The 18922-nt window shown below is 56.9% G+C and carries 16 protein-coding genes; 12 read left to right on the forward strand and 4 right to left on the reverse strand.

Annotated features, from left to right (window positions below; all coding sequences use genetic code 11):
• Positions 1-66: 66 nt before the first annotated feature.
• From ACWPW2_RS06990 to ACWPW2_RS07010, 5 genes are all read left to right on the forward strand, one after another.
• Complete coding sequence (locus tag ACWPW2_RS06990; protein WP_454122051.1) at positions 67-804, forward strand: PHP domain-containing protein; 738 nt, start codon at positions 67-69, stop codon at positions 802-804.
• A gap of 19 nt (positions 805-823) precedes the next feature.
• On the forward strand, positions 824-1384 hold the full coding sequence (locus ACWPW2_RS06995) for a TorD/DmsD family molecular chaperone (RefSeq protein WP_054803140.1): 561 nt from the start codon (positions 824-826) through the stop codon (positions 1382-1384).
• Positions 1385-1468: 84 nt separating this feature from the next.
• On the forward strand, positions 1469-1963 hold the full coding sequence (locus ACWPW2_RS07000) for a DUF1097 domain-containing protein (protein WP_454122054.1): 495 nt from the start codon (positions 1469-1471) through the stop codon (positions 1961-1963).
• A 127-nt stretch (positions 1964-2090) separates the two neighbouring features.
• Entirely contained in the window at positions 2091-2633 is a 543-nt protein-coding gene (gene ymdB / locus ACWPW2_RS07005; RefSeq protein WP_187802069.1) for an O-acetyl-ADP-ribose deacetylase, read from the forward strand.
• On the forward strand, positions 2566-4059 hold the full coding sequence (locus ACWPW2_RS07010; protein WP_454122056.1) for a phospholipase D-like domain-containing protein: 1494 nt from the start codon (positions 2566-2568) through the stop codon (positions 4057-4059). Before ymdB ends, ACWPW2_RS07010 begins: the two co-directional genes overlap by 68 nt.
• Positions 4060-4079: 20 nt before the next feature.
• Here the strand turns inward: ACWPW2_RS07010 and mdoC are convergent, their stop codons facing one another.
• On the reverse strand, positions 4080-5228 hold the full coding sequence (mdoC, locus tag ACWPW2_RS07015; RefSeq protein ID WP_454122058.1) for a glucans biosynthesis protein MdoC: 1149 nt from the start codon (positions 5226-5228) through the stop codon (positions 4080-4082).
• A gap of 275 nt (positions 5229-5503) precedes the next feature.
• Between mdoC and mdoG the strand changes: the two genes are divergently transcribed.
• The 3 genes from mdoG to ACWPW2_RS07030 all read left to right on the forward strand — a co-directional run bounded on the left by mdoG (position 5504) and on the right by ACWPW2_RS07030 (position 9855).
• The gene (gene mdoG, locus ACWPW2_RS07020) at positions 5504-7039 is read left to right on the forward strand and encodes a glucans biosynthesis protein MdoG (RefSeq protein ID WP_454122060.1); all 1536 of its coding nucleotides are present in this window, start codon (positions 5504-5506) and stop codon (positions 7037-7039) included.
• Positions 7032-9560 (forward strand): glucans biosynthesis glucosyltransferase MdoH, encoded by a 2529-nt coding sequence (mdoH, locus tag ACWPW2_RS07025; RefSeq protein ID WP_124968721.1) that lies wholly within the window; start codon positions 7032-7034, stop codon positions 9558-9560. Before mdoG ends, mdoH begins: the two co-directional genes overlap by 8 nt.
• 76 nt (positions 9561-9636) lie before the next feature.
• Positions 9637-9855, forward strand: coding sequence for a YceK/YidQ family lipoprotein (locus ACWPW2_RS07030; RefSeq protein WP_370277280.1), 219 nt, complete (start codon positions 9637-9639; stop codon positions 9853-9855).
• On the opposite strand, the gene ACWPW2_RS07035 is transcribed toward ACWPW2_RS07030, so the two are convergent.
• From ACWPW2_RS07035 to ACWPW2_RS07045, 3 genes are all read right to left on the reverse strand, one after another.
• On the reverse strand, positions 9856-10230 hold the full coding sequence (locus ACWPW2_RS07035) for a MysB family protein (protein WP_094193033.1): 375 nt from the start codon (positions 10228-10230) through the stop codon (positions 9856-9858). It abuts the gene before it with no gap.
• Positions 10231-10309: 79 nt separating this feature from the next.
• Positions 10310-12052 (reverse strand): enoyl-CoA hydratase-related protein, encoded by a 1743-nt coding sequence (locus ACWPW2_RS07040; RefSeq protein WP_454122063.1) that lies wholly within the window; start codon positions 12050-12052, stop codon positions 10310-10312.
• Positions 12053-12245: 193 nt separating this feature from the next.
• Positions 12246-13970, reverse strand: coding sequence for an amidohydrolase (locus ACWPW2_RS07045; protein ID WP_454122065.1), 1725 nt, complete (start codon positions 13968-13970; stop codon positions 12246-12248).
• A gap of 517 nt (positions 13971-14487) precedes the next feature.
• On the opposite strand from ACWPW2_RS07045, the gene ACWPW2_RS07050 reads away from it, so the two are divergent.
• The 4 genes from ACWPW2_RS07050 to ACWPW2_RS07065 all read left to right on the forward strand — a co-directional run bounded on the left by ACWPW2_RS07050 (position 14488) and on the right by ACWPW2_RS07065 (position 18920).
• Positions 14488-15402 (forward strand): LysR family transcriptional regulator, encoded by a 915-nt coding sequence (locus ACWPW2_RS07050; RefSeq protein WP_454122067.1) that lies wholly within the window; start codon positions 14488-14490, stop codon positions 15400-15402.
• 300 nt (positions 15403-15702) lie between these two features.
• On the forward strand, positions 15703-15930 hold the full coding sequence (locus ACWPW2_RS07055) for a YtcA family lipoprotein (protein WP_152526154.1): 228 nt from the start codon (positions 15703-15705) through the stop codon (positions 15928-15930).
• A gap of 12 nt (positions 15931-15942) precedes the next feature.
• On the forward strand, positions 15943-16971 hold the full coding sequence (mdtN, locus tag ACWPW2_RS07060) for a multidrug transporter subunit MdtN (protein ID WP_454122069.1): 1029 nt from the start codon (positions 15943-15945) through the stop codon (positions 16969-16971).
• Between the two features lie 8 nt (positions 16972-16979).
• Complete coding sequence (locus ACWPW2_RS07065; RefSeq protein ID WP_454122071.1) at positions 16980-18920, forward strand: FUSC family protein; 1941 nt, start codon at positions 16980-16982, stop codon at positions 18918-18920.
• Positions 18921-18922: the final 2 nt, after the last annotated feature.

The following is an 18922-nucleotide window of genomic DNA, read 5'->3' on the forward strand; positions in this document are numbered from 1 at the left end:
CCGGGTTTTCATTAAACTGCATAACAATAGCTGCTATTCTTGCGCAATTGACTACAGGAGTGAGCCATGTACCCCGTTGACCTGCATATGCACACCGTCGCCAGCACCCACGCTTACAGCACGCTGCATGACTATATTGCCGAGGCGAAACGCAAAGGCATTAAGCTCTTCGCGATTACCGATCATGGCCCGGACATGGCCGATGCCCCTCACCACTGGCACTTTATCAATATGCGCATCTGGCCGCGGCTGGTTGACGGCGTCGGCATTCTGCGCGGTATTGAAGCCAATATTAAAAACCGCGCGGGCGAAATCGACTGCACCGGGCCGATGCTCGACTCGCTCGATCTGATCGTGGCCGGTTTTCATGAGCCGGTCTTTCCTCCGCAGGATAAAGCGAGCCATACCGAGGCGATGATCGCCACCATTGCCAGCGGTAATGTGCATATCATTAGCCATCCTGGTAATCCGAAATTTGAGATTGATATCCCGGCGGTGGCCGCCGCCGCGGCGAAATATGATGTGGCGCTGGAGATTAACAACTCCTCCTTTATCCACTCGCGCAAGGGCAGTGAAGCGAACTGCCGCGCTATTGCCGCTGCTGTGCGCGACGCGGGCGGCTGGGTGGCGCTCGGCTCCGACTCGCACACCGCCTTTACGCTGGGCGACTTTGCGGAGTGCCGCAAAGTGCTGGATGAGGTCGGCTTCCCGGAAGAGCGCATCCTGAACGTATCACCGCGCCGCATGCTGAGTTTCCTTGAATCACGCGGCATGGCGCCGATTAATGAATTTGCTGAACTTTAATACTGACTGGAATAGCTGAATGAACGAATTTTCTATCCTCTGCCGCGTGTTGGGCTCGCTCTTTTACCGCCAGCCGCAGGATCCGCTGCTGGTGCCGCTCTACACGATGATCCGCGAAGGAAAGCTGGCAGAGAGCTGGCCGCTTGAGCAGGATGCGCTGCTGGAGCGTCTGCAAAAAAGCTGCGATGCCCAGACGCTGGCCGCCGATTACAACGCGCTGTTTGTCGGCGATGAGTGTCGCGTCTCGCCGCTGCGCAGCGCGTGGGTTGAAGGGGCGAGCGAAGCGGAAGTTCGCGAGTTTCTATCCAGCCGCGGCATGCCGCTGAGCGCCGCGCCGGCCGATCATATTGGTACGCTGCTGCTGGCAGCTTCGTGGCTGGAAGATCAGTCAGCGGAAGATGAGAGTGAAGCGCTGGAAACCCTCTTCGCAGAGTACCTGCTACCGTGGTGCGGCACCTTCTTTGGCAAAGTGGAAGCACACGCTACGACGCCGTTCTGGCGCACGCTGGCCGAACTCTCCCGTGACGCGATTGCCGCTATGTGGGAAGAACTTCAGGAAGAGTCAGAGAACGAAGAGTGATATTGATCACAAATAATTTGCAACGATGAGTTCGTTGTTTAAATTTATGTGGTGAATGTCACTTTGCAGCGGCGCGCTTCTGCTATGATGCGCGCCATGAACAGACTCTTCGCACTCGCATTGACGACAGGTATTCTCTCCGGCCTTTGGGGCTGGGTTGCCGTCGCTTCAGGACTTTTAAGCTGGGCCGGTTTTCTCGGCTGTACGGCCTATTTCGCCTGTCCGCAGGGTGGGCTGAAGGGGCTTATGATCTCTGCCTGCACAGTGATGAGCGGCGTGGTCTGGGCGCTGGTGATTATGTACGGTAGCGCACTGGCTCCCCATCTTGAGATTGTGGGCTACATGATGACCGGCATCGTCGCTTTTCTGATGTGTCTGCAGGCCAAAAACCTGCTGCTCTCCTTTGTTCCCGGCACCTTTATTGGCGCCTGCGCCACCTTTGCCGGGCAGGGCGACTGGAGAGTGGTGATCCCTTCGCTGGCGGTGGGCCTGCTGTTTGGCTATGCCATGAAAAACAGCGGCCTGTGGCTCGCTTCCCGCGGGATAACATCCCGCGCGGCGGCAGCGAAAAAAGCGTAAATCGACATTCGCTTTATCTCTCTTCCTGACAATATTTCCTGCCGGCTGGCTTGCGGCTCCACCATTTCCGTTGCGCCAGGATACACTTAGTGCATGTTCTCGGTATTGCACCGACAAGGGAGCCATAATGGAATCACGTATGCAGGTTATTCAGGGGGATATTACAACCCTTGAAGTGGATGTTATTGTCAACGCCGCCAACGCCTCTTTACTTGGCGGCGGCGGGGTTGATGGCGCGATCCATCGCGCAGCTGGCCCAGCGCTGCTTGAGGCGTGCAAACAGGTTCGTCAGCAGCAGGGCGAGTGCCCGCCGGGCCATGCGGTGATTACCGCCGCTGGTAACCTTAACGCTAAAGCGGTGATCCACGCGGTCGGGCCGGTCTGGCGCGGCGGGAGTGATAACGAAGCCCATCTGCTGGAAGATGCCTATCGCAACAGCCTGAAACTGGCGGATGCCAACGGCTACGCCTCTATTGCATTTCCTGCTATCAGCACCGGCGTCTATGGTTACCCGAAAGCGGCTGCGGCGGAGATCGCCATCAACACCGTTTCGGATTATCTAACCCGCTATTCTCTGTTACGGCAGATATACTTTGTCTGCTATGACGATGAAACTCTGCGACTCTATCAACGCCTACTCACCCAACACGGTGCCGACCCTGCACGCTGATTCCCGGCTTGGGCGCGCCGTTGCACCCGTTTGTGAGGCGCACCCCGGTCTTTGCGGTCTGCATATTCTCGATGACAGTATGGACGCTTTTGTCGCCCGCTACCGGTTAGCGGAGCTGGCGGAGCGTACGCTCGATGTGCAGTACTACATCTGGGAAGATGACACCTCCGGCCGCTTGTTGATGCTGGCGCTGCTTGCCGCCGCCGATCGCGGCGTGCAGGTGCGTCTGCTGCTGGATGACAACAACACGCTGGGTATGGATGGCGTGCTGCGCCAGCTTGATAATCACCCCAATATCCAGGTGCGGCTGTTTAACCCTTTCTCCTTTCGCTCACTGCGCGCGCTCGGCTATTTAACGGATTTCGCGCGCCTTAACCGGCGGATGCACAATAAAAGTTTCACCGTTGATGGTGTGGTGACGCTGGTCGGCGGGCGCAATGTTGGCGATGCCTATTTTGGCATTGGCGAAGAGCCGCTGTTTACCGATCTCGATGTGATGGCGGTCGGCCCGGTGGTGAAAGAGGTGGAGCGGGATTTTGTGCGCTACTGGAACTCGGCCTCGGTCTCATCGCTGAGCAGCGTGCTCTCCCTGTCGCCGGAGGAGATTGCCGAGCGCATTCGCCTGCCGGAGAGCTGGCGGGAAGATATCACCGCCGTGCGCTACCAGGAGAGACTCGCTTCTACGCATTTCGCCGCGCACCTTGAAAACGGTACGCTGCCGCTGATGTGGGCAAAAACGCGTCTGCTGAGCGACGACCCGCGTAAAGGGGAGGGCAAAGCGCGCGAGCACACGTTATTGCCGCAGCGTTTGCTGAATGTGATGGGCAAGCCGGACCGGCAGATTGATATTATCTCGGCCTATTTTGTGCCGGGGCGCGCGGGCGTTGCGTTGCTGCTACAGCTGGCGCGTAAAGGGGTGAAGATCGCCATTCTGACCAACTCCCTTGCCGCTAACGATGTCACGGTGGTGCACGCAGGCTATGCGCGCTGGCGCAAAAAGCTGCTGCGCCACGGCATTGAGCTTTATGAGCTGAAACCAACGCGCGGGGAAGCGCCCATCCATCCGGTGCATGACCGCGGTTTAACCGGTAACTCCGGCTCCAGCCTGCATGCGAAAACCTTCAGCATTGACGGTGAAAAGGTCTTTATCGGCTCGTTTAATTTCGACCCGCGATCCGCGGTGCTGAATACTGAGATGGGCTTTGTTATCGACAGCGAAACGCTGGCAAAGCAGATCCATCACCGTTTTCTGCGCAGCCAAAAAGATATCACCTGGCAACTACGCCTTGACCGCTTCGGGCGTATCAACTGGATTGAACAGCAGGATGGCGAGGAGATTGTGCTGAAAAAGGAGCCGCAAACCCGTTTGTGGCAGCGCATTCTGGTGCGTCTGGTCTACTGGCTGCCGGTGGAGTGGCTGCTCTGAGTTCAGAGCAGCCGAGGGTTTTACCCCGCCTGCACCGGTGATTTCGACGTCCTCTCCTGCGGCTTGCCGGAGAAGAGGAAGCGCAGCAGTGGAATGCGCAGGTGGATCTCATACAGCACGATGGCAATGCCAACCACAAACACCAGCCCGGTGAAAAAGCCCACCACGTTCGACTGAATATGCGGCGTAATCCATGCGCCGAACAGCAGCGTCAGTGGGTGATGCACCAGGTAGATAAAGAGCGAGGCGTTAACAAAGTAGCTGACGCGCGCGGACTGGAAATTAAGCAGCCGGTGGCCAAGTGAAAAGACCACATTCACCATCCAGAAGCCCATCAGCATGGTAATTACCGCTTCGGTTTCATACATCCACCCTTCGCCGCTGCCGTAGCGCTGATTAAGCAGATAGGCGACAAACGCCAGCGCTGACCCCACCATGCACCAGGGCGATGGCGTGACAAAAAGGTTCTTCAGGCGCGGGCTGATAAAGGTCAGGGCACCGAGCAGGAAGAAGGGGATATAAAACAGCGTCTGCATCACGGTGAAATTAAACAGCGCGTCGCGCAATATTTCCGGATAGAAGAGGAACACACCGCGACGAAATGCCGCCCAGGCGATGCCCAATAGCAGAAACCAGACAGAAAGCTTGCCAAGAGAAATGTCGTTAAGCAGGCGATCGGCGTTGTTTTTGATGGCGCGGAATAACCACAAGCTGATCGTCGTTAATATAACGAGCACTAACAGGAACCATAAATGGGAGATCAATTCCCATGACAGCGTGTTGAATTTGTCATAAGTCGACAGGGTGTGCCAGTTAGCGGTGTTCTCCTTTACATGTTGCAACATAATAAATTGCGGCAACGTCAGCAGTGGAATAGCCGTCAACATGGGAATGCCTACGCGTTCAACGCGCACTTTCCACCAGCGTTTAAGCGGGTAGCGCAGGTAAAGCATATAGGAGAAGTAACCCGAAATGACGAAAAAGACCTGCATGCGAAAGGCGTGAATGAAGTCGTTAAACAGCGTCAGCCACCATGAAGGGTAGGTGCTGTTGACATGCCACATATGGCTCGAGTAAATGAGTGAAATGTGGAACGGGATCCCAAGCAGCATTAACCACGCGCGGATGGAATCAAGGAAATATTCACGTTGTGCGGGGGATTTAGACATATATCTCCGTGCATTCTCAGACTTTTCGTCTTATCCATAAGACAAATAATGATTACATTCCAAACCAACCCTACACTATGTCAGATAACCTGTCTCCAGGATAAGACTGCAAAAGGAAATGGGTGGCCGGATGCATTTGTTTAATCAATGAACGGTACCTGAGAACAAAGCAGGGATTCGGTTGTCGGATTGCCAGAGTTTCCATTAAAATGGATCGGATCGATTTAAGCACACAAAGGGGGAAGTGCTTAGTTATTATGAAACCTAAATTACGAATGATGAAAATGCATTGGGTAGGGGCAGCAGTACTGTTGTCACTTTATACGTCATCAGGCTGGGCCTTTTCTATCGACGATGTCGCAAAACAGGCGCAATCCCTGGCTGGCAAGAGCTATGAAGCACCCAAAAGCAATCTGCCCTCACTGTTCCGCGACATGAAGTATGCGGACTATCAACAAATCCAGTTCAACCATGATAAAGCTTACTGGAACAAGACCAACACACCGTTCAAGCTTGAGTTCTATCATCAGGGGATGTACTTCGACACGCCGGTGACGATCAATGAAGTGACCGCGACCGCCGTGCACCAGATTAAGTACAGCCCGGACTACTTCAACTTCGGCAACATTCAGCACGATAAAGATACCGTTAAGGATCTCGGCTTTGCCGGTTTCAAAGTGCTTTACCCCATCAATAGCAAAGATAAAAACGACGAAATCGTCAGCATGCTGGGCGCGAGCTACTTCCGCGTGATTGGCGCGGGCCAGGTCTATGGTCTCTCCGCGCGCGGGCTGGCGATCGATACGGCGCTGCCTTCCGGCGAAGAGTTCCCGCGCTTTAAGGAGTTCTGGATCGAGCGTCCGAAGCCGACCGACAAGCGTCTGACCATCTACGCGCTGCTCGACTCCCCGCGTGCTACCGGCGCCTACCGTTTTGTCATCATTCCGGGCCGCGACAGCGTGGTTGATGTGCAGTCTAAAGTTTACCTGCGCGACAAAGTGGGCAAACTGGGCGTTGCGCCGCTGACCAGTATGTTCCTGTTTGGGCCGTCTCAGCCCTCTCCGGCAATCAACTACCGTCCTGAGCTGCATGACTCAAACGGTCTGTCGATGCTGGCCGGCAACGGCGAGTGGATCTGGCGTCCGCTGAACAACCCGAAACATCTGGCCGTCAGCAGCTACGCGATGGAAAACCCGCAGGGCTTCGGTCTGCTGCAGCGTGGCCGTGAGTTCTCCCGTTTCGAAGATATCGATGACCGCTACGACCAGCGCCCGAGCGCGTGGGTCACGCCGAAAGGCGAGTGGGGCAAAGGGAAAGTCGAGCTGGTCGAAATCCCGACCAACGACGAAACCAACGACAACATCGTTGCCTACTGGACACCGGATCAGCTGCCGGAGCCGGGCAAAGAGATGAACTTCAAGTACACCATCACCTTTAGCCGTGACGAAGATAAACTGCATGCGCCGGATAATGCCTGGGTTAAGCAGACTCGTCGCTCAACGGGTGATGTGAAGCAGTCCAACCTTATCCGCCAGCCGGACGGTACCATCGCGTTCGTGATCGACTTTACCGGCCAGGATATGAAAAAACTGCCGCAGGATACGCCGGTAACGGCGCAGGCGAGCATTGGCGATAACGGTGAGATCGTTGAAAACGTCGTTCGCTATAATCCAGTGACCCAAGGTTGGCGTTTGACGCTGCGCGTGAAGGTCAAAGATCCGAAGAAAACCACGGATATGCGCGCGGCGCTGGTCAACGCCGATCAGCCCCTGAGTGAAACCTGGAGCTATCAGCTACCTGCCAATGAATAAGATAACTGAGTATATCGACGCGCTGCCGCTCCCTGCGGAGCAGAAAGCAGCGCTGCCGACGGATTCGATTCGCGGCGTGCATGAAGCGCTGGACGCGGAGCACACGGACTGGAAGCGTGAAGATGACACGCCGCTGGGATCGGTGACCGCGCGGCTGGAAAACAGCTGGCCGGATTCGCTGGCGCAAGGTCAACTGGCTAAGGACGACGAGGGACGCGCGCAGCTGCAGGCGATGCCGAAAGCCAAACGCTCCTCGATGTTCCCGGATCCCTGGCGCACCAACCCCCTTGGTCGCTTCTGGGATCGCCTGCGCGGTCGTGAGGTTCTGCCGCGCTACATGTCGCGTCTGACCAAAGAGGAGCAGGTTCGCGAGGAAAAGTGGCGCACCGTTGGCTCTATCCGCCGCTATATCCTGCTCGTGCTGACGATTGCGCAGACTGTCGTTGCGACCTGGTACATGAAAACCATCCTGCCTTATCAGGGCTGGGCGCTGATCAACCCTGCCGATATGGCAGGGCAGGATCTGTGGGTCTCCTTTATGCAGCTGCTGCCTTATGTGTTGCAGACCGGGATCCTGATCCTCTTCGCCGTCCTCTTCTGCTGGGTCTCCGCCGGTTTCTGGACGGCGTTGATGGGCTTCCTGCAACTGCTGATTGGGCGCGATAAATACAGTATTTCCGCCTCAACGGTGGGCGATGAACCGCTGAACCCGGAACATCGCACAGCGCTGATCATGCCTATCTGTAACGAAGACGTCGATCGCGTCTTCGCGGGTCTGCGCGCCACCTGGGAGTCGGTGAAAGCCACCGGGCAGCAGAAGCACTTCGACGTCTATATCCTGAGCGATAGCTACAATCCGGATATCTGCGTCGCGGAGCAAAAAGCCTGGATGGAGCTGATTGCCGAAGTGCAGGGTGAAGGGCAGATCTTCTATCGTCGCCGCCGCCGTCGCGTGAAACGTAAGAGCGGCAACATCGATGACTTCTGCCGTCGCTGGGGCAGCCAGTACAGCTACATGGTGGTGCTGGATGCGGACTCGGTGATGACCGGTGACTGCCTGACCGGGCTGGTGCGCCTGATGGAAGCCAACCCGAACGCCGGTATTATCCAGTCTTCGCCGCGCGCGTCCGGTATGGACACGCTCTATGCGCGCTGCCAGCAGTTCGCTACCCGCGTCTACGGCCCGCTCTTTACCGCCGGTCTGCACTTCTGGCAGTTGGGGGAATCCCACTACTGGGGCCATAACGCGATTATCCGCGTGCAGCCGTTTATCGAGCACTGTGCGCTGGCACCGCTGCCAGGCGAAGGCTCGTTTGCCGGTTCCATTCTCTCCCATGACTTTGTGGAAGCTGCGCTGATGCGCCGCGCCGGTTGGGGGGTGTGGATTGCCTACGATCTGCCTGGCTCTTATGAAGAGCTGCCGCCGAACCTGCTTGATGAGCTGAAACGCGACCGCCGCTGGTGTCACGGGAACCTGATGAACTTCCGTCTGTTCCTGGTCAAAGGGATGCACCCGGTTCACCGCGCGGTGTTCCTGACCGGTGTGATGTCCTATCTCTCGGCACCGCTGTGGTTTATGTTCCTCGCGCTCTCAACGGCGCTGCAGGTGGTGCATGCGCTGACGGAACCGCAGTACTTCCTGCAACCGCGCCAGCTCTTCCCGGTCTGGCCGCAGTGGCGTCCTGAACTGGCTATCGCGCTGTTTGCCTCGACCATGGTGCTGCTCTTCCTGCCGAAGCTGCTGAGTATCATCCTTGTCTGGTGCAAAGGGCCGAAAGAGTACGGTGGTTTCTTCCGCGTCACGCTCTCGCTGCTGCTGGAAGTGCTCTTCTCCGTGCTGCTGGCACCGGTACGTATGCTGTTCCATACGGTGTTCGTGGTCAGCGCCTTCCTCGGCTGGGAAGTGGTATGGAACTCGCCGCAGCGTGATGATGACTCCACGCCGTGGGGTGAAGCCTTTATGCGTCACGGCTCGCAGCTGCTACTGGGCCTGGTGTGGGCAGTGGGGATGGCATGGCTGGATCTGCGCTTCCTCTTCTGGCTGGCACCGATTGTCTTCTCGCTGATCCTCTCGCCGTTCGTGTCGGTGATCTCGAGCCGCTCAACGGTCGGTCTGCGCACCAAGCGCTGGAAGCTGTTCCTGATCCCGGAAGAGTACTCTCCGCCGCAGGTGCTGGTTGATACCGACCGCTATCTGGAGCTGAACCGCTCGCGCTCGCTGGAAGATGGGTTTATGCATGCCGTATTTAACCCCTCCTTCAACGCGCTGGCGACGGCAATGGCAACGGCTCGTCACCGTGCCAGTAACGTGCTGGAGATTGCCCGCGACCGTCACGTTGAGCAGGCGCTGAATGAAACGCCTGAGAAGCTCAATCGCGATCGTCGTCTGGTGCTGTTAAGCGACCCGGTAACGCTCTCACGCCTGCACTATCGCGTCTGGGAATCACCAGAGCGCTATTTGTCCTGGGTGAAGCACTACGAAACGTTGTCGCTTAATCCACTGGCGCTGAAGGCGAAATAAGCCATCATTAAGAAAATACCGGCATTAGCCGGTATTTTTTTATCTGCATAATCAGAAGGGGGACGCGGTGAGAGTGATGCTGGTGATGGTCATGGTGTGCGTATTAAGCGGCTGCGGCAGTATTGTCAGCCGGACGATCCCAGGCCAGGGCCACGGGAATCAGTACTATCCCGGCGTGCAGTGGGATGTACGTGACTCCTCATGGCGCTTCCTGACCGTGCTGGATCTGCCGCTCTCGCTGGTGTTTGACACCCTGCTGCTGCCGATAGACGCCCAGCACGGCCCCTATGAGTAATTAACGCTCGTCCCACTCGTCTGCCGCAGCCTGACCCTCTTCGGTGTCCAGCGGCGGCTCGAGCTGGAATTCGCCCTCGTCCCACTCGTGCAGGGTGTTCTCCTCCAGCCACTCCTGACGGATCTCAATCTCGTCAAAGTCGCCATCAAAGACGCTTTGTGCTGCTTCGCCGCTATACATCGGCAGGCATTCGCCCGGCTGCTCTTCGTCGGCAAAGAATTCTGCCTGCCAGACGATATCGCCATCCTGCAGCACGTACTTCTGGACATTGAACTGTTGCACATTGAGGTCATCTTCATCGACGTCGGGGTTGTTAGCGATAAACGCTTCGCGCGCCGCGTCAATGGCTTCGGCCAGAGTTGTGTAATAGTTCAGTTCAGAATCAGCCATGTAAAACGCTCCTTGATAACGATAGTAGACATGCAGAAATCTATAGTCGCTGGTTATGCCAGCGTCAAACTTCCTCCCTACTTTTATCTTGTCCCAGGCTCGCTGCCACGGCGGCGTTGTACCGCTGCAAATGTTCTGGTGTCTGACAAGGCGGCTGCTTCATCACAAACGCGGTACGGCGAGAAGAGAAGTGAAGATCGTCCGCGAAGAAGTTGCCTCTCATCTTGTGCAACTCCTCCCGGCGATACGCATACAGGGGACGCCCACGGCGCATCGCCTCCTGAGCACGCGCTTTGGCCTTAAGCGAATCGGGCAGGGCGTCAGGCGCAATAAGCGCGCTGGCATGGCTGACAACGGTTTCAAGAAATGCTTCGCGCGAGACATTGAGCACCGAGTCGACGAGGCCGAGCGCCGCAGCCTGCCTGACACCAATTGGCAGGCAATTTTCACTCAGCGCCACCGCCGCTTCAGCATCCGCGCGCCACGGTAGCGTTAAGGTCCAGAACTCCGACCCATGTAGTCCCATGGTTTTGTAATGCGGATTAATCACCACACCTGCGCGCATAAAGACGCGATCGGTGGCCAGCATCAGCATCGCACCGCCTGCGCCGGCATTGGCATTGACCGCGCTTATCACCAGCTTGTCGCGACAGGTGAGGATCGCCTCGGCAAAGTCATCGATGGCGTTGATCGACGCCCACCCCTCTTCAGCAGGGTTATCCGCCACATGAATGGAATTAAGCTCAATGCCGTTTGACCAGAAATCATCCCCCCCGGCAAGCACGATGGCATCCACGCTGCAATCTCCGGCTGCGCGCGTAAAGAGCGTGGTGAGGATCTGCGAATCATTGACGGTAAACGCGCCGTTGAGCAGCGGGAAATGAAGAATGGCGACACGCCCGCGCGTCTCGAGCCAGGGCCTGTTGGGATGCTGCGCATCAAGTACCGGCAGCGAAGCGCACGCCGCGAGTTCGTCCCGTAGCGCGAAGGCGGCGGGAAGTTTGACCTGCGCACAGGCGTGCTTGTCACTGCGGCGCAGGTGACCGATCCACAGCGCGCCATCGAGGGTTGCCACACAGAGCGCATCGCCGTCGCGGGCAAAAATCTCCCCAACGTGGCCACGTCGGCTGGCGACATTTGCCTCTGCCTGCCAGGCGTTAAACACCCGCACCGGCACGCCTGCTAATTGAGTCGGCGCGCCGGGCAGGCTGTCGCTGGCGCGGATTTTACGCAGCAGCAGGTCGGTGGGATCGCACTGCCAGTCAAGAGTGCGCGCGCTCATCGGCAGTGCTGCTCTCTCACGTCCCCGCGTTGTGGCGCAGTCATAATCAAGGGGATCGCCATGCTGCTGGCCCTGCTGCAACTTCGCGATCAGCTCCCACAAACAGGCAACGGCAGCATCAGTAACCAGATGGCGGTAAATCCGGCTTTTCGCTATCGGTGGCAGGGGGAAAGTGCGGGTCGCCCAGATGTCGCCTGCATCCATCACTGCGTTGGCTTCCAGCAGGGTCACCCCCCATTCGTGCCACCCTTCGAGGATCGCCCAGTCAAGGGAGCTGGGGCCGCGGTCGCCGACAATACCCGGGTGCAGAATGAAGCATCGGTAACGTTGCCAGACGCGGTCGGGAATGGCCCGTTTCAGAAACGGCGCGATAATAATGTCAGGCGGGTTCGCCGCAAGCCGCTGTTCAAGCGCCTCATCACCGGTAAAGACCTCAACGGTGACCTGATGACCGGCATCGGTCAGTTCGACAAAAAAACGTTGTGACAGGCCATTAAAGGCGCTGCAAAGCAGAAGAATATGCATGACTTTCCATCCTGGAAGAGGGGGTTCCGGTAGGGGAGTGCTCACCCACTATTTTTTTCAGGCCACGGGCTAAAAACAAGCAGAGCGGCGGTGATGTTGCCAGGCAACTTCTTGCCCCGACGTGAAAACTCTTAATCTGGTCTGTTGCATTTAGCTTCCCACGCGGAGCCTGCTCTGCGTGGGAAGAGAGGGGTTATGATTTTTTCTGCGCGCTATCGTAGACCTTCTCCCCGGCGAACCAGGTTTCGGCAATTTTCCAGTCACGAATATCCTGCGGCACCGGATCCTTGATTTTGCCGTCAACAATGGCGAAATCCGCCCACTTACCGACGGTAATCGAGCCAATCTCTTTATCCCAGCCGCTGATTTTGGCCGGCGCCATGGTGTAGGCATACAGCGCTTCGTCAAAGGTGAGGGCGTTTTCGCCATACCACACTTTGCCCTCTTTCAGGCGTAGCACGGCATCACCCAGCTGCGTCATCGGGCTCTCTTTTGCCGTCGGCCAGTCGCTACCGAACACCAGGTTTCCACCCGCCGTCAGCAGCGATTGCCAGGCGTAACCGCGCTTCAGGCGCTCATTCCCCAGACGCGTCTCGAGGAAGTTAGGCGCAATGGCATGGTCGGGCTGCATTGACGGCACAATGCCGTTCTGCGCAAACTTCTCGATATTGGCGTACTTCGTCAGCTCAATATGTTCGATACGGTTGATTTTATCCTTGCCCTGCGGACTGTTGCGAAACGCTTCCAGCGCCATGGTCACGGCATTATCGCCGATGGCATGAACGGCAACCGGGAAGCCATACTGGTGAGAGCGCTGCACCATCTCGTTCATCTTCTCCTGGGTATAGAGCGGAGTGCCGAAGTAGTGGTCGTGGCGATCGGAGTAGTGCTCATGCAGGGCGGCAGTGTGGTTCATCAGGGTGCCGTCCATAAAATATTTATGGTAGCCATAGCGGAACTGCGGCCCTTTACCGATCGCTTTCTCTTTGTCGGCGGCAAAAGTATTCATCTCTTTTTGCTTATCGGCCTGCGCTTTCCACGCCTCTTCACCGCTGTTTTTCTCGCTGGTATCCACCATATAGCCATACCAGATGCGCATCGGGAAGCTGCCTTTTTTCAGCATATCGGTGTAGATGTCGCCCGAGTTGGTCCACATATCGTGGGCACCGGTGACGCCTAGGCTGTTGAAATGCGCCATCACTTTGCGCAAGCCCTCGCTTTTATCACCCTGGGCGGCGATCACTTTTGGTGAGCGGTTGTAGAGATCAAGGGCATTCTCCAGCAGGATCCCGGTCGCTTTGCCGTTTTTATCCCGCTGGATCGTCCCACCGACCGGATCGGGCGTCTTATCGGTGATCTCAAGCTCTGCCAGCGCTTTGCTGTTCAGCCACATGGTGTGGTAATCGACGTCCACCAGCGCGACCGGGTTATCAGGTGCGACTTTGTCGAGCTCGGCCGCCGTGGGTAGCGTCTTCTCTGCGGTTAAGGTGGCGTCCCAGCGGCCGCCGAAGATCCAGCTGCCTTTCGGCTGCGCATCCACTTTTTCCTTGATCATCTTCAGCCACGTCTGTTTGCTGCTGACGCCAAACAGATCGACCCCGTTGATGAGATCGATCCCGGCAATCAGGTGCGTGTGGGCATCAATCAGCCCCGGGATCACCGTTTTACCCTTAGCGTCGATCATTTTGGTCTTATCGCTTTGCAGCAGCTTGATATAGTGCGGGCTGCCCACCGCGATAAACTTGCCATCTTTGATCGCCAGCGCCTGCGCGCGCGGTTTGGCGGCATCGGAGGTACGGATATCGGCATTCATAATAATGATATCGGCAGGGGTCGGCCGGTCATTGGGATCGTTAGGCACATCCTTTGCTGCTGTAGCGTTAAGTGAGGTGCTAATTAATGCTGATAACAGACTCACTTTGATAATTTTCTGTAGTGTACCCGTAGGTTTAAATAAACCCATATCGCGTTCTCCATTTAAAGGCGGGAATAGTAATGTTCGCCGCGATAATAAGCAGAAGCGAATAACGATACAAATGCGCCACACGCAAAATAACCGCAGCAATAGGGTCTTGTGGCAATAATAAAACTTTCCTGCTGGTAAAAAGTTCTGATTATGCAACAGGTGACATTTATTTGAAGGTAAATCATAAGTGCTTTCTTAAAGTGTTATTTGCTTACTTATCAGTTAAAGCTTAAAGGATGCGGTTTATTGACAATTAATAACGTCATTTGACGCTATTTAGTTATTTACTTTTCATTTTGTAATTATCTTTATTGCCATGTTAACAGCGCGCCTGGAACCCTCTGGCAGAGCAGGTTAAAAGTGACCCACATCAATGTGTTGCCATGAGAAAGTGCTTAAACCTGAACCTGCGGGATGAGCAGTAGTCAGGCTCATCACAATAATGAGAAGAGGTAAGGACGCAAACAGCATGAAAAAAAGCGATCGGGTTATTGAAAATAAAGCACTCTGCGCCTTTGTCGCCGCCGCAGAAACAGGAAGTTTTTTGCAAGCGGGGCAACGGATGAATCGCTCGAAGTCAACGATAAGCCGCTGGATAAAAGAGCTGGAAGATATTCTCGGCTACACCTTATTTCACACGCGCGGTAATGGATCGGTGGTTAAAATTAACAGCAATGGCAAGCGGCTGCTGCCAAAAGCAAAATCAATGGTAAATAGCTGGCAGCGGCTGGAGGCCTTCTCCTTATCATTACAAACACGCCGCGAACCGGAAATCGTCAGGCTGGCCTTTAATGAATTGATCCCGGCAGAAGTGGTGGCAGATATTTTGCTCACCGTGAAGGCGGCCTATCCGCAGATGCTGCTCCACGTTATCCATACGGACTTATATGACACCGAGGCGAGCTTACGCGCTAAGCGCGTCGACTATGTGCTGGGGCTGCATCTGCCGGTTATGCCTTGCGGGCTGCAGGGCTGCGTGGTGGGCGATCTGCAAACCATGCTTATTGCCCATCCGCAGCACTGGCTGGCGCAGCAGAGCCATATCGACGCCTTTCAGCTGGATGGCGAAACGCTCATCTATCCCGCTTTTCCGGATGAAAATAATGACCATCGCTATCCACTGCACGCGTCGGCAGAGGCGATGCTGGTGACGGATTACACCTTGAGCGCAATGCTGGCAAAAAAGGGGCTTGGCATCGCCTGCGTACCGGATCATATTGCGCGGCCTGAGCTGTTGGCGAAGCGGGCTGTTGCCCTTGATGTCAATAATGATGAATTTAATAACCTGCACTCGCTGATGTTATTCTGGCGCGAAAACGAGGATGACGCGGCGCTACGGTCGCTGATTGTTGGCAGCTTAAAAGAGTGGTTTGGTTATTGCTAAGTGCGCGGGGTCTATTCTGCCGCCAGGCAGACGATTCTGCGCTAATGTAATTTTGCTTTTGAGATTTGCCTGAAGGTTATGCAAAAAAACGGAAATGTAACGCCAACGTTATATTTTCTGGCGCAGCGGTTTATAATCAGCGCTTGCAAAGGTTACCCATAATCTGAATCGGGTGTGCCAAACGCGTCGTTAGCGAATTATTTATCTAAGGGATGGAGAAAAGGTGTCAGTGACGATGATTTCGCGCGCAGGAGCATGGCTGTGAAAGGGATCGCAAAACCTCTGCGCGCAGCCGCGCTGATGCTCTGCTGCTTACTCTCTGGCTGCGGCTTGCCGCCCGCTATTCCCGTGCTGGGCGCGTCATTCCCCGCCTGGTTCTTCTGTTTTCTCGCCGCGGCGCTGCTGCTCATCCCGTGTCATCTGCTGATTGTGCGTAAAGGCTGGCAGGCGCGTTTCTCGCCGCTGGTTATAAGCTATCTGGCTCTGCTGTTTCTCTTTGCCGCGCTCTTCTGGTTTTTACTTTTTTAGATATGAAGGCCTATGACTGATTCCAGCCCAACGCTGTTACGGAAAAAGTGGCCGCTGCTGCTCATTGTGGTTGGCGCGATCGTGGCGCTGATTGCGGTGATCTGGCACCTGCAAACTTCTCCGCAAACTAACGATGCCTATGTCTACACCGACACGATTGATGTCGTGCCGGAAGTGACGGGGCGCATTGTCGAGATGCCTGTACGCGACAACCAGCGCGTGAAAAAAGGCGATCTGCTGTTCCGCATCGATCCGCGACCTTACCAGGCGATGCTGGCGGATGCGAAATCGCGGCTGGCGGCGCTCGATGCGCAAATCACCCTGACCGGGCGCACCATCAAAGCGCAGGAGTATAACGCGCAGTCTGTTGCCGCTGCGGTGGCGCGCTCGCAGGCGCTGGTCGATCAGACCCGCTCAACGCGCAGCCGGCTGGAGCCGCTGGTGCCGCAAGGCTTCGCTTCACAGGAGGAGCTGGATCAGGCGCGCACGGCAGAGAAAGCCGCCCGCTCAGAGCTGGCCGCAATTCAGCTTCAGGCCAGCCAGGCAGCTTCAGCCGTGCTCGGCGTCGATGCGATGGTGGCACAGCGGGAAGGGGCGCTGGCGCAGATTGCGCTGGCAGAGCTGCATCTGGAGTTTACTGAGGTGCGCGCGCCCTTCAACGGTGTGGTAGTCGCACTGAAAACCACGGTCGGCCAGTACGCCTCGGCGTTAAAACCGGTCTTTACGCTGATGGATGACGACCGCTGGTATGTGGTGGCCAATTTCCGCGAAACGGATCTACAGGGCATTCGCGCCGGCACACCGGCAGAGATCACCGTAATGACCGACCACAGCCAGCGCTTTAGCGGCCGCGTCGAGTCGGTCGGGTTTGGCGTGCTGCCGGAGGGCGGAACGGTGATTGGCGGCTTACCGATTGTGCCGAAGAGCATCAACTGGGTGCATGTCTCGCAGCGCTTCCCGGTAAAAATCGCCGTTGAGCACCCCGATCCGGCGCTGTTCCGCATGGGCGCTTCCGCAAGCGTTACCCTTAAACCGCAGTGAGCATCGGGATGGAGCGCGCCTGGGGTTATCTGCAAAAAGAGCTGCGCGCCACGCCGGGGCGGGGCAACTACACCCTGCGTATGACCCTCAGTTGCGGGATCCTCATTGCGCTGTTTATGAGCCTGCAGATCCCCTTTCTGGCGATAGCCCTGATTGTGGTCTTCTATGTCAGCCAGCCTAACGTAGTGATGATTTCGCTGGTCAGCGTCGCCTTTATGCTGGTGGTAACGCTGGTGCTGGGCGGCGTGCTGCTGATTATCAAGTGGACCTATGACTATCCGCTGGTGCGTCTTGTCGCCTCGGTGCTGCTCTTCTCCCTTGCCGTCTATCTGATGCGCATTATGGGTAAGCTGGGGCTGGCCTTTTTTGTCGTGGCGCTGGCGGTGATCTATGCGCAAACTTTTCCCTCCATGACCGGGCAGAGCGAGATCCTCGTGCGCCTGCTGCTGTGGCTGTGGGTGGCGATCAACAGCGCCATTGTGGTGACCCTGCTGGTCAATGCCTGTTTTGCGCAGGCGTTTCCTGGCTGGCAGTTCAAAAGCGCGCTCGCCGCGATGCTGCGCCAGACGGCGACCTGCCTGACACAAACCGATGCCGCCTCCCTAGAAAACGCCCGACCCACCTTTAGCGCCATTGCCCGCCAGGTTGCGCAGCTGCACACGCTGTTTAAGCTGGCGCGGCTCTCCAGCACGGAAATGGCTGATAATCAGCAGAAGTGGCAGAGCGTGATGGCGTTTACCCTGCGCAGCTATCAACTCATTGCGCTGTTGCAGCCCGGTGCGCCCGATGCGGCGCGGCGGCCGCTTGCCGATGCGCTGTTTGCACTGGCGCAGCAGGTGGAGGAGGGCAAATTGCCGCCTGTGCAGGAGGTCTCCGTTTTCGTTGATAGTCAGCATGATGTGATTGTACGCGAGATAGCCGCGCTACTGGCCTCGCTTCAGCGCGGAGAAACCGTTGCCTTGCCGCCCGGCGAGGGGGAGAAAATAGCCTTAATGCCGCCGGATGCCTGGCGCAACCCGGCCTATCTGCACTTCACTTTGAAAACCGTGCTGGCCACGCTGCTCTGCTACGTCTTCTATACCGCAACGGACTGGCAGGGCATTCACACCATTATGCTGAGCTGCGTGATTGTGGCGCAGCCGGGGCTTGGCGCGACGATGCAGAAGATCGCGCTGCGCATTGGCGGCGCGCTGCTGGCAACCCTGCTGGCGCTGCTGCTGATAATCTTTATTCAACCGTGGACGGAGTCGCTGGTTGGCCTGCTGGGGATGGCGCTGCCGGTAATGGCGCTGGCCGCCTGGCTGGCGGGTGGTTCAGAGCGCATTGCCTACGCCGGGATCCAGCTCGGTTTTACCTTTGCGCTGGCCTTTTTAAGCTGGTTTGGCCCGCTCACCAACTTAACCGAGCTTCGCGACCGGGTGATCGGTATTCTGCTCGGCGTGCTGGTCTCGTCGCTTATCCACCTCTATTTATGGCCGGACAGCGAAGCGCCGCAACTCAAAGCCAGCCTCGCGCGCCTCTACCGGCGCATTGCCGACCTGCTGCGGGCCAAAGATCGCGAGTCCACTACCCCGGCGCTGTTTGCCAGCCTGACCGAGAGCGATGCGCTGCTCAACCGCGTTGCCGCCGAGCCGCTCAACACCTGGGCGCATCCCCATGCAGAAGCGAAAGCCTGGCCGCGCGGCGAGACGTTTGCCAGCGCGCAGGAGCTGGTGCGCCTGAGCGAAGGCTATCGGCTCTATGCCGCAGCGGACGATCCCTTTTTGGCCCGCTGCGCGGAGTATGTTGCGGCCTACGCTACGGCGATCGACCAGGCGCAGCCGAAGCCGGAGCTGAAGTCAGTTAGCGCCGATGTAGCAAACCCCTATGGTCCGCCGCTGATGCAGGTGCTCTCCAGCCTGCCGGCGTGGTCATCCCCCTTTTCACTCAGTTCGCGACAGGCAGAGTAAGG

The sequence above is a fragment of the Kosakonia sp. Marseille-Q7440 genome, assembly GCF_965119485.1.

Coding starts and splice junctions, on each gene's coding strand:
- ACWPW2_RS06990 (WP_454122051.1), top strand. CDS start 67: ATGTACCCCGTTGACCTGCATATGCACACCGTCGCCAGCACCCACGCT.
- ACWPW2_RS07055 (WP_152526154.1), top strand. CDS start 15,703: ATGCTCTGCTGCTTACTCTCTGGCTGCGGCTTGCCGCCCGCTATTCCC.
- ACWPW2_RS07065 (WP_454122071.1), top strand. CDS start 16,980: ATGGAGCGCGCCTGGGGTTATCTGCAAAAAGAGCTGCGCGCCACGCCG.
- ACWPW2_RS07010 (WP_454122056.1), top strand. CDS start 2,566: ATGACGATGAAACTCTGCGACTCTATCAACGCCTACTCACCCAACACG.
- ACWPW2_RS06995 (WP_054803140.1), top strand. CDS start 824: ATGAACGAATTTTCTATCCTCTGCCGCGTGTTGGGCTCGCTCTTTTAC.
- ACWPW2_RS07050 (WP_454122067.1), top strand. CDS start 14,488: ATGAAAAAAAGCGATCGGGTTATTGAAAATAAAGCACTCTGCGCCTTT.
- ACWPW2_RS07030 (WP_370277280.1), top strand. CDS start 9,637: ATGCTGGTGATGGTCATGGTGTGCGTATTAAGCGGCTGCGGCAGTATT.
- ACWPW2_RS07000 (WP_454122054.1), top strand. CDS start 1,469: ATGATGCGCGCCATGAACAGACTCTTCGCACTCGCATTGACGACAGGT.
- mdoH (WP_124968721.1), top strand. CDS start 7,032: ATGAATAAGATAACTGAGTATATCGACGCGCTGCCGCTCCCTGCGGAG.
- mdoC (WP_454122058.1), bottom strand. CDS start 5,228: ATGTCTAAATCCCCCGCACAACGTGAATATTTCCTTGATTCCATCCGC.
- ymdB (WP_187802069.1), top strand. CDS start 2,091: ATGGAATCACGTATGCAGGTTATTCAGGGGGATATTACAACCCTTGAA.
- mdoG (WP_454122060.1), top strand. CDS start 5,504: ATGATGAAAATGCATTGGGTAGGGGCAGCAGTACTGTTGTCACTTTAT.
- mdtN (WP_454122069.1), top strand. CDS start 15,943: ATGACTGATTCCAGCCCAACGCTGTTACGGAAAAAGTGGCCGCTGCTG.
- ACWPW2_RS07040 (WP_454122063.1), bottom strand. CDS start 12,052: ATGCATATTCTTCTGCTTTGCAGCGCCTTTAATGGCCTGTCACAACGT.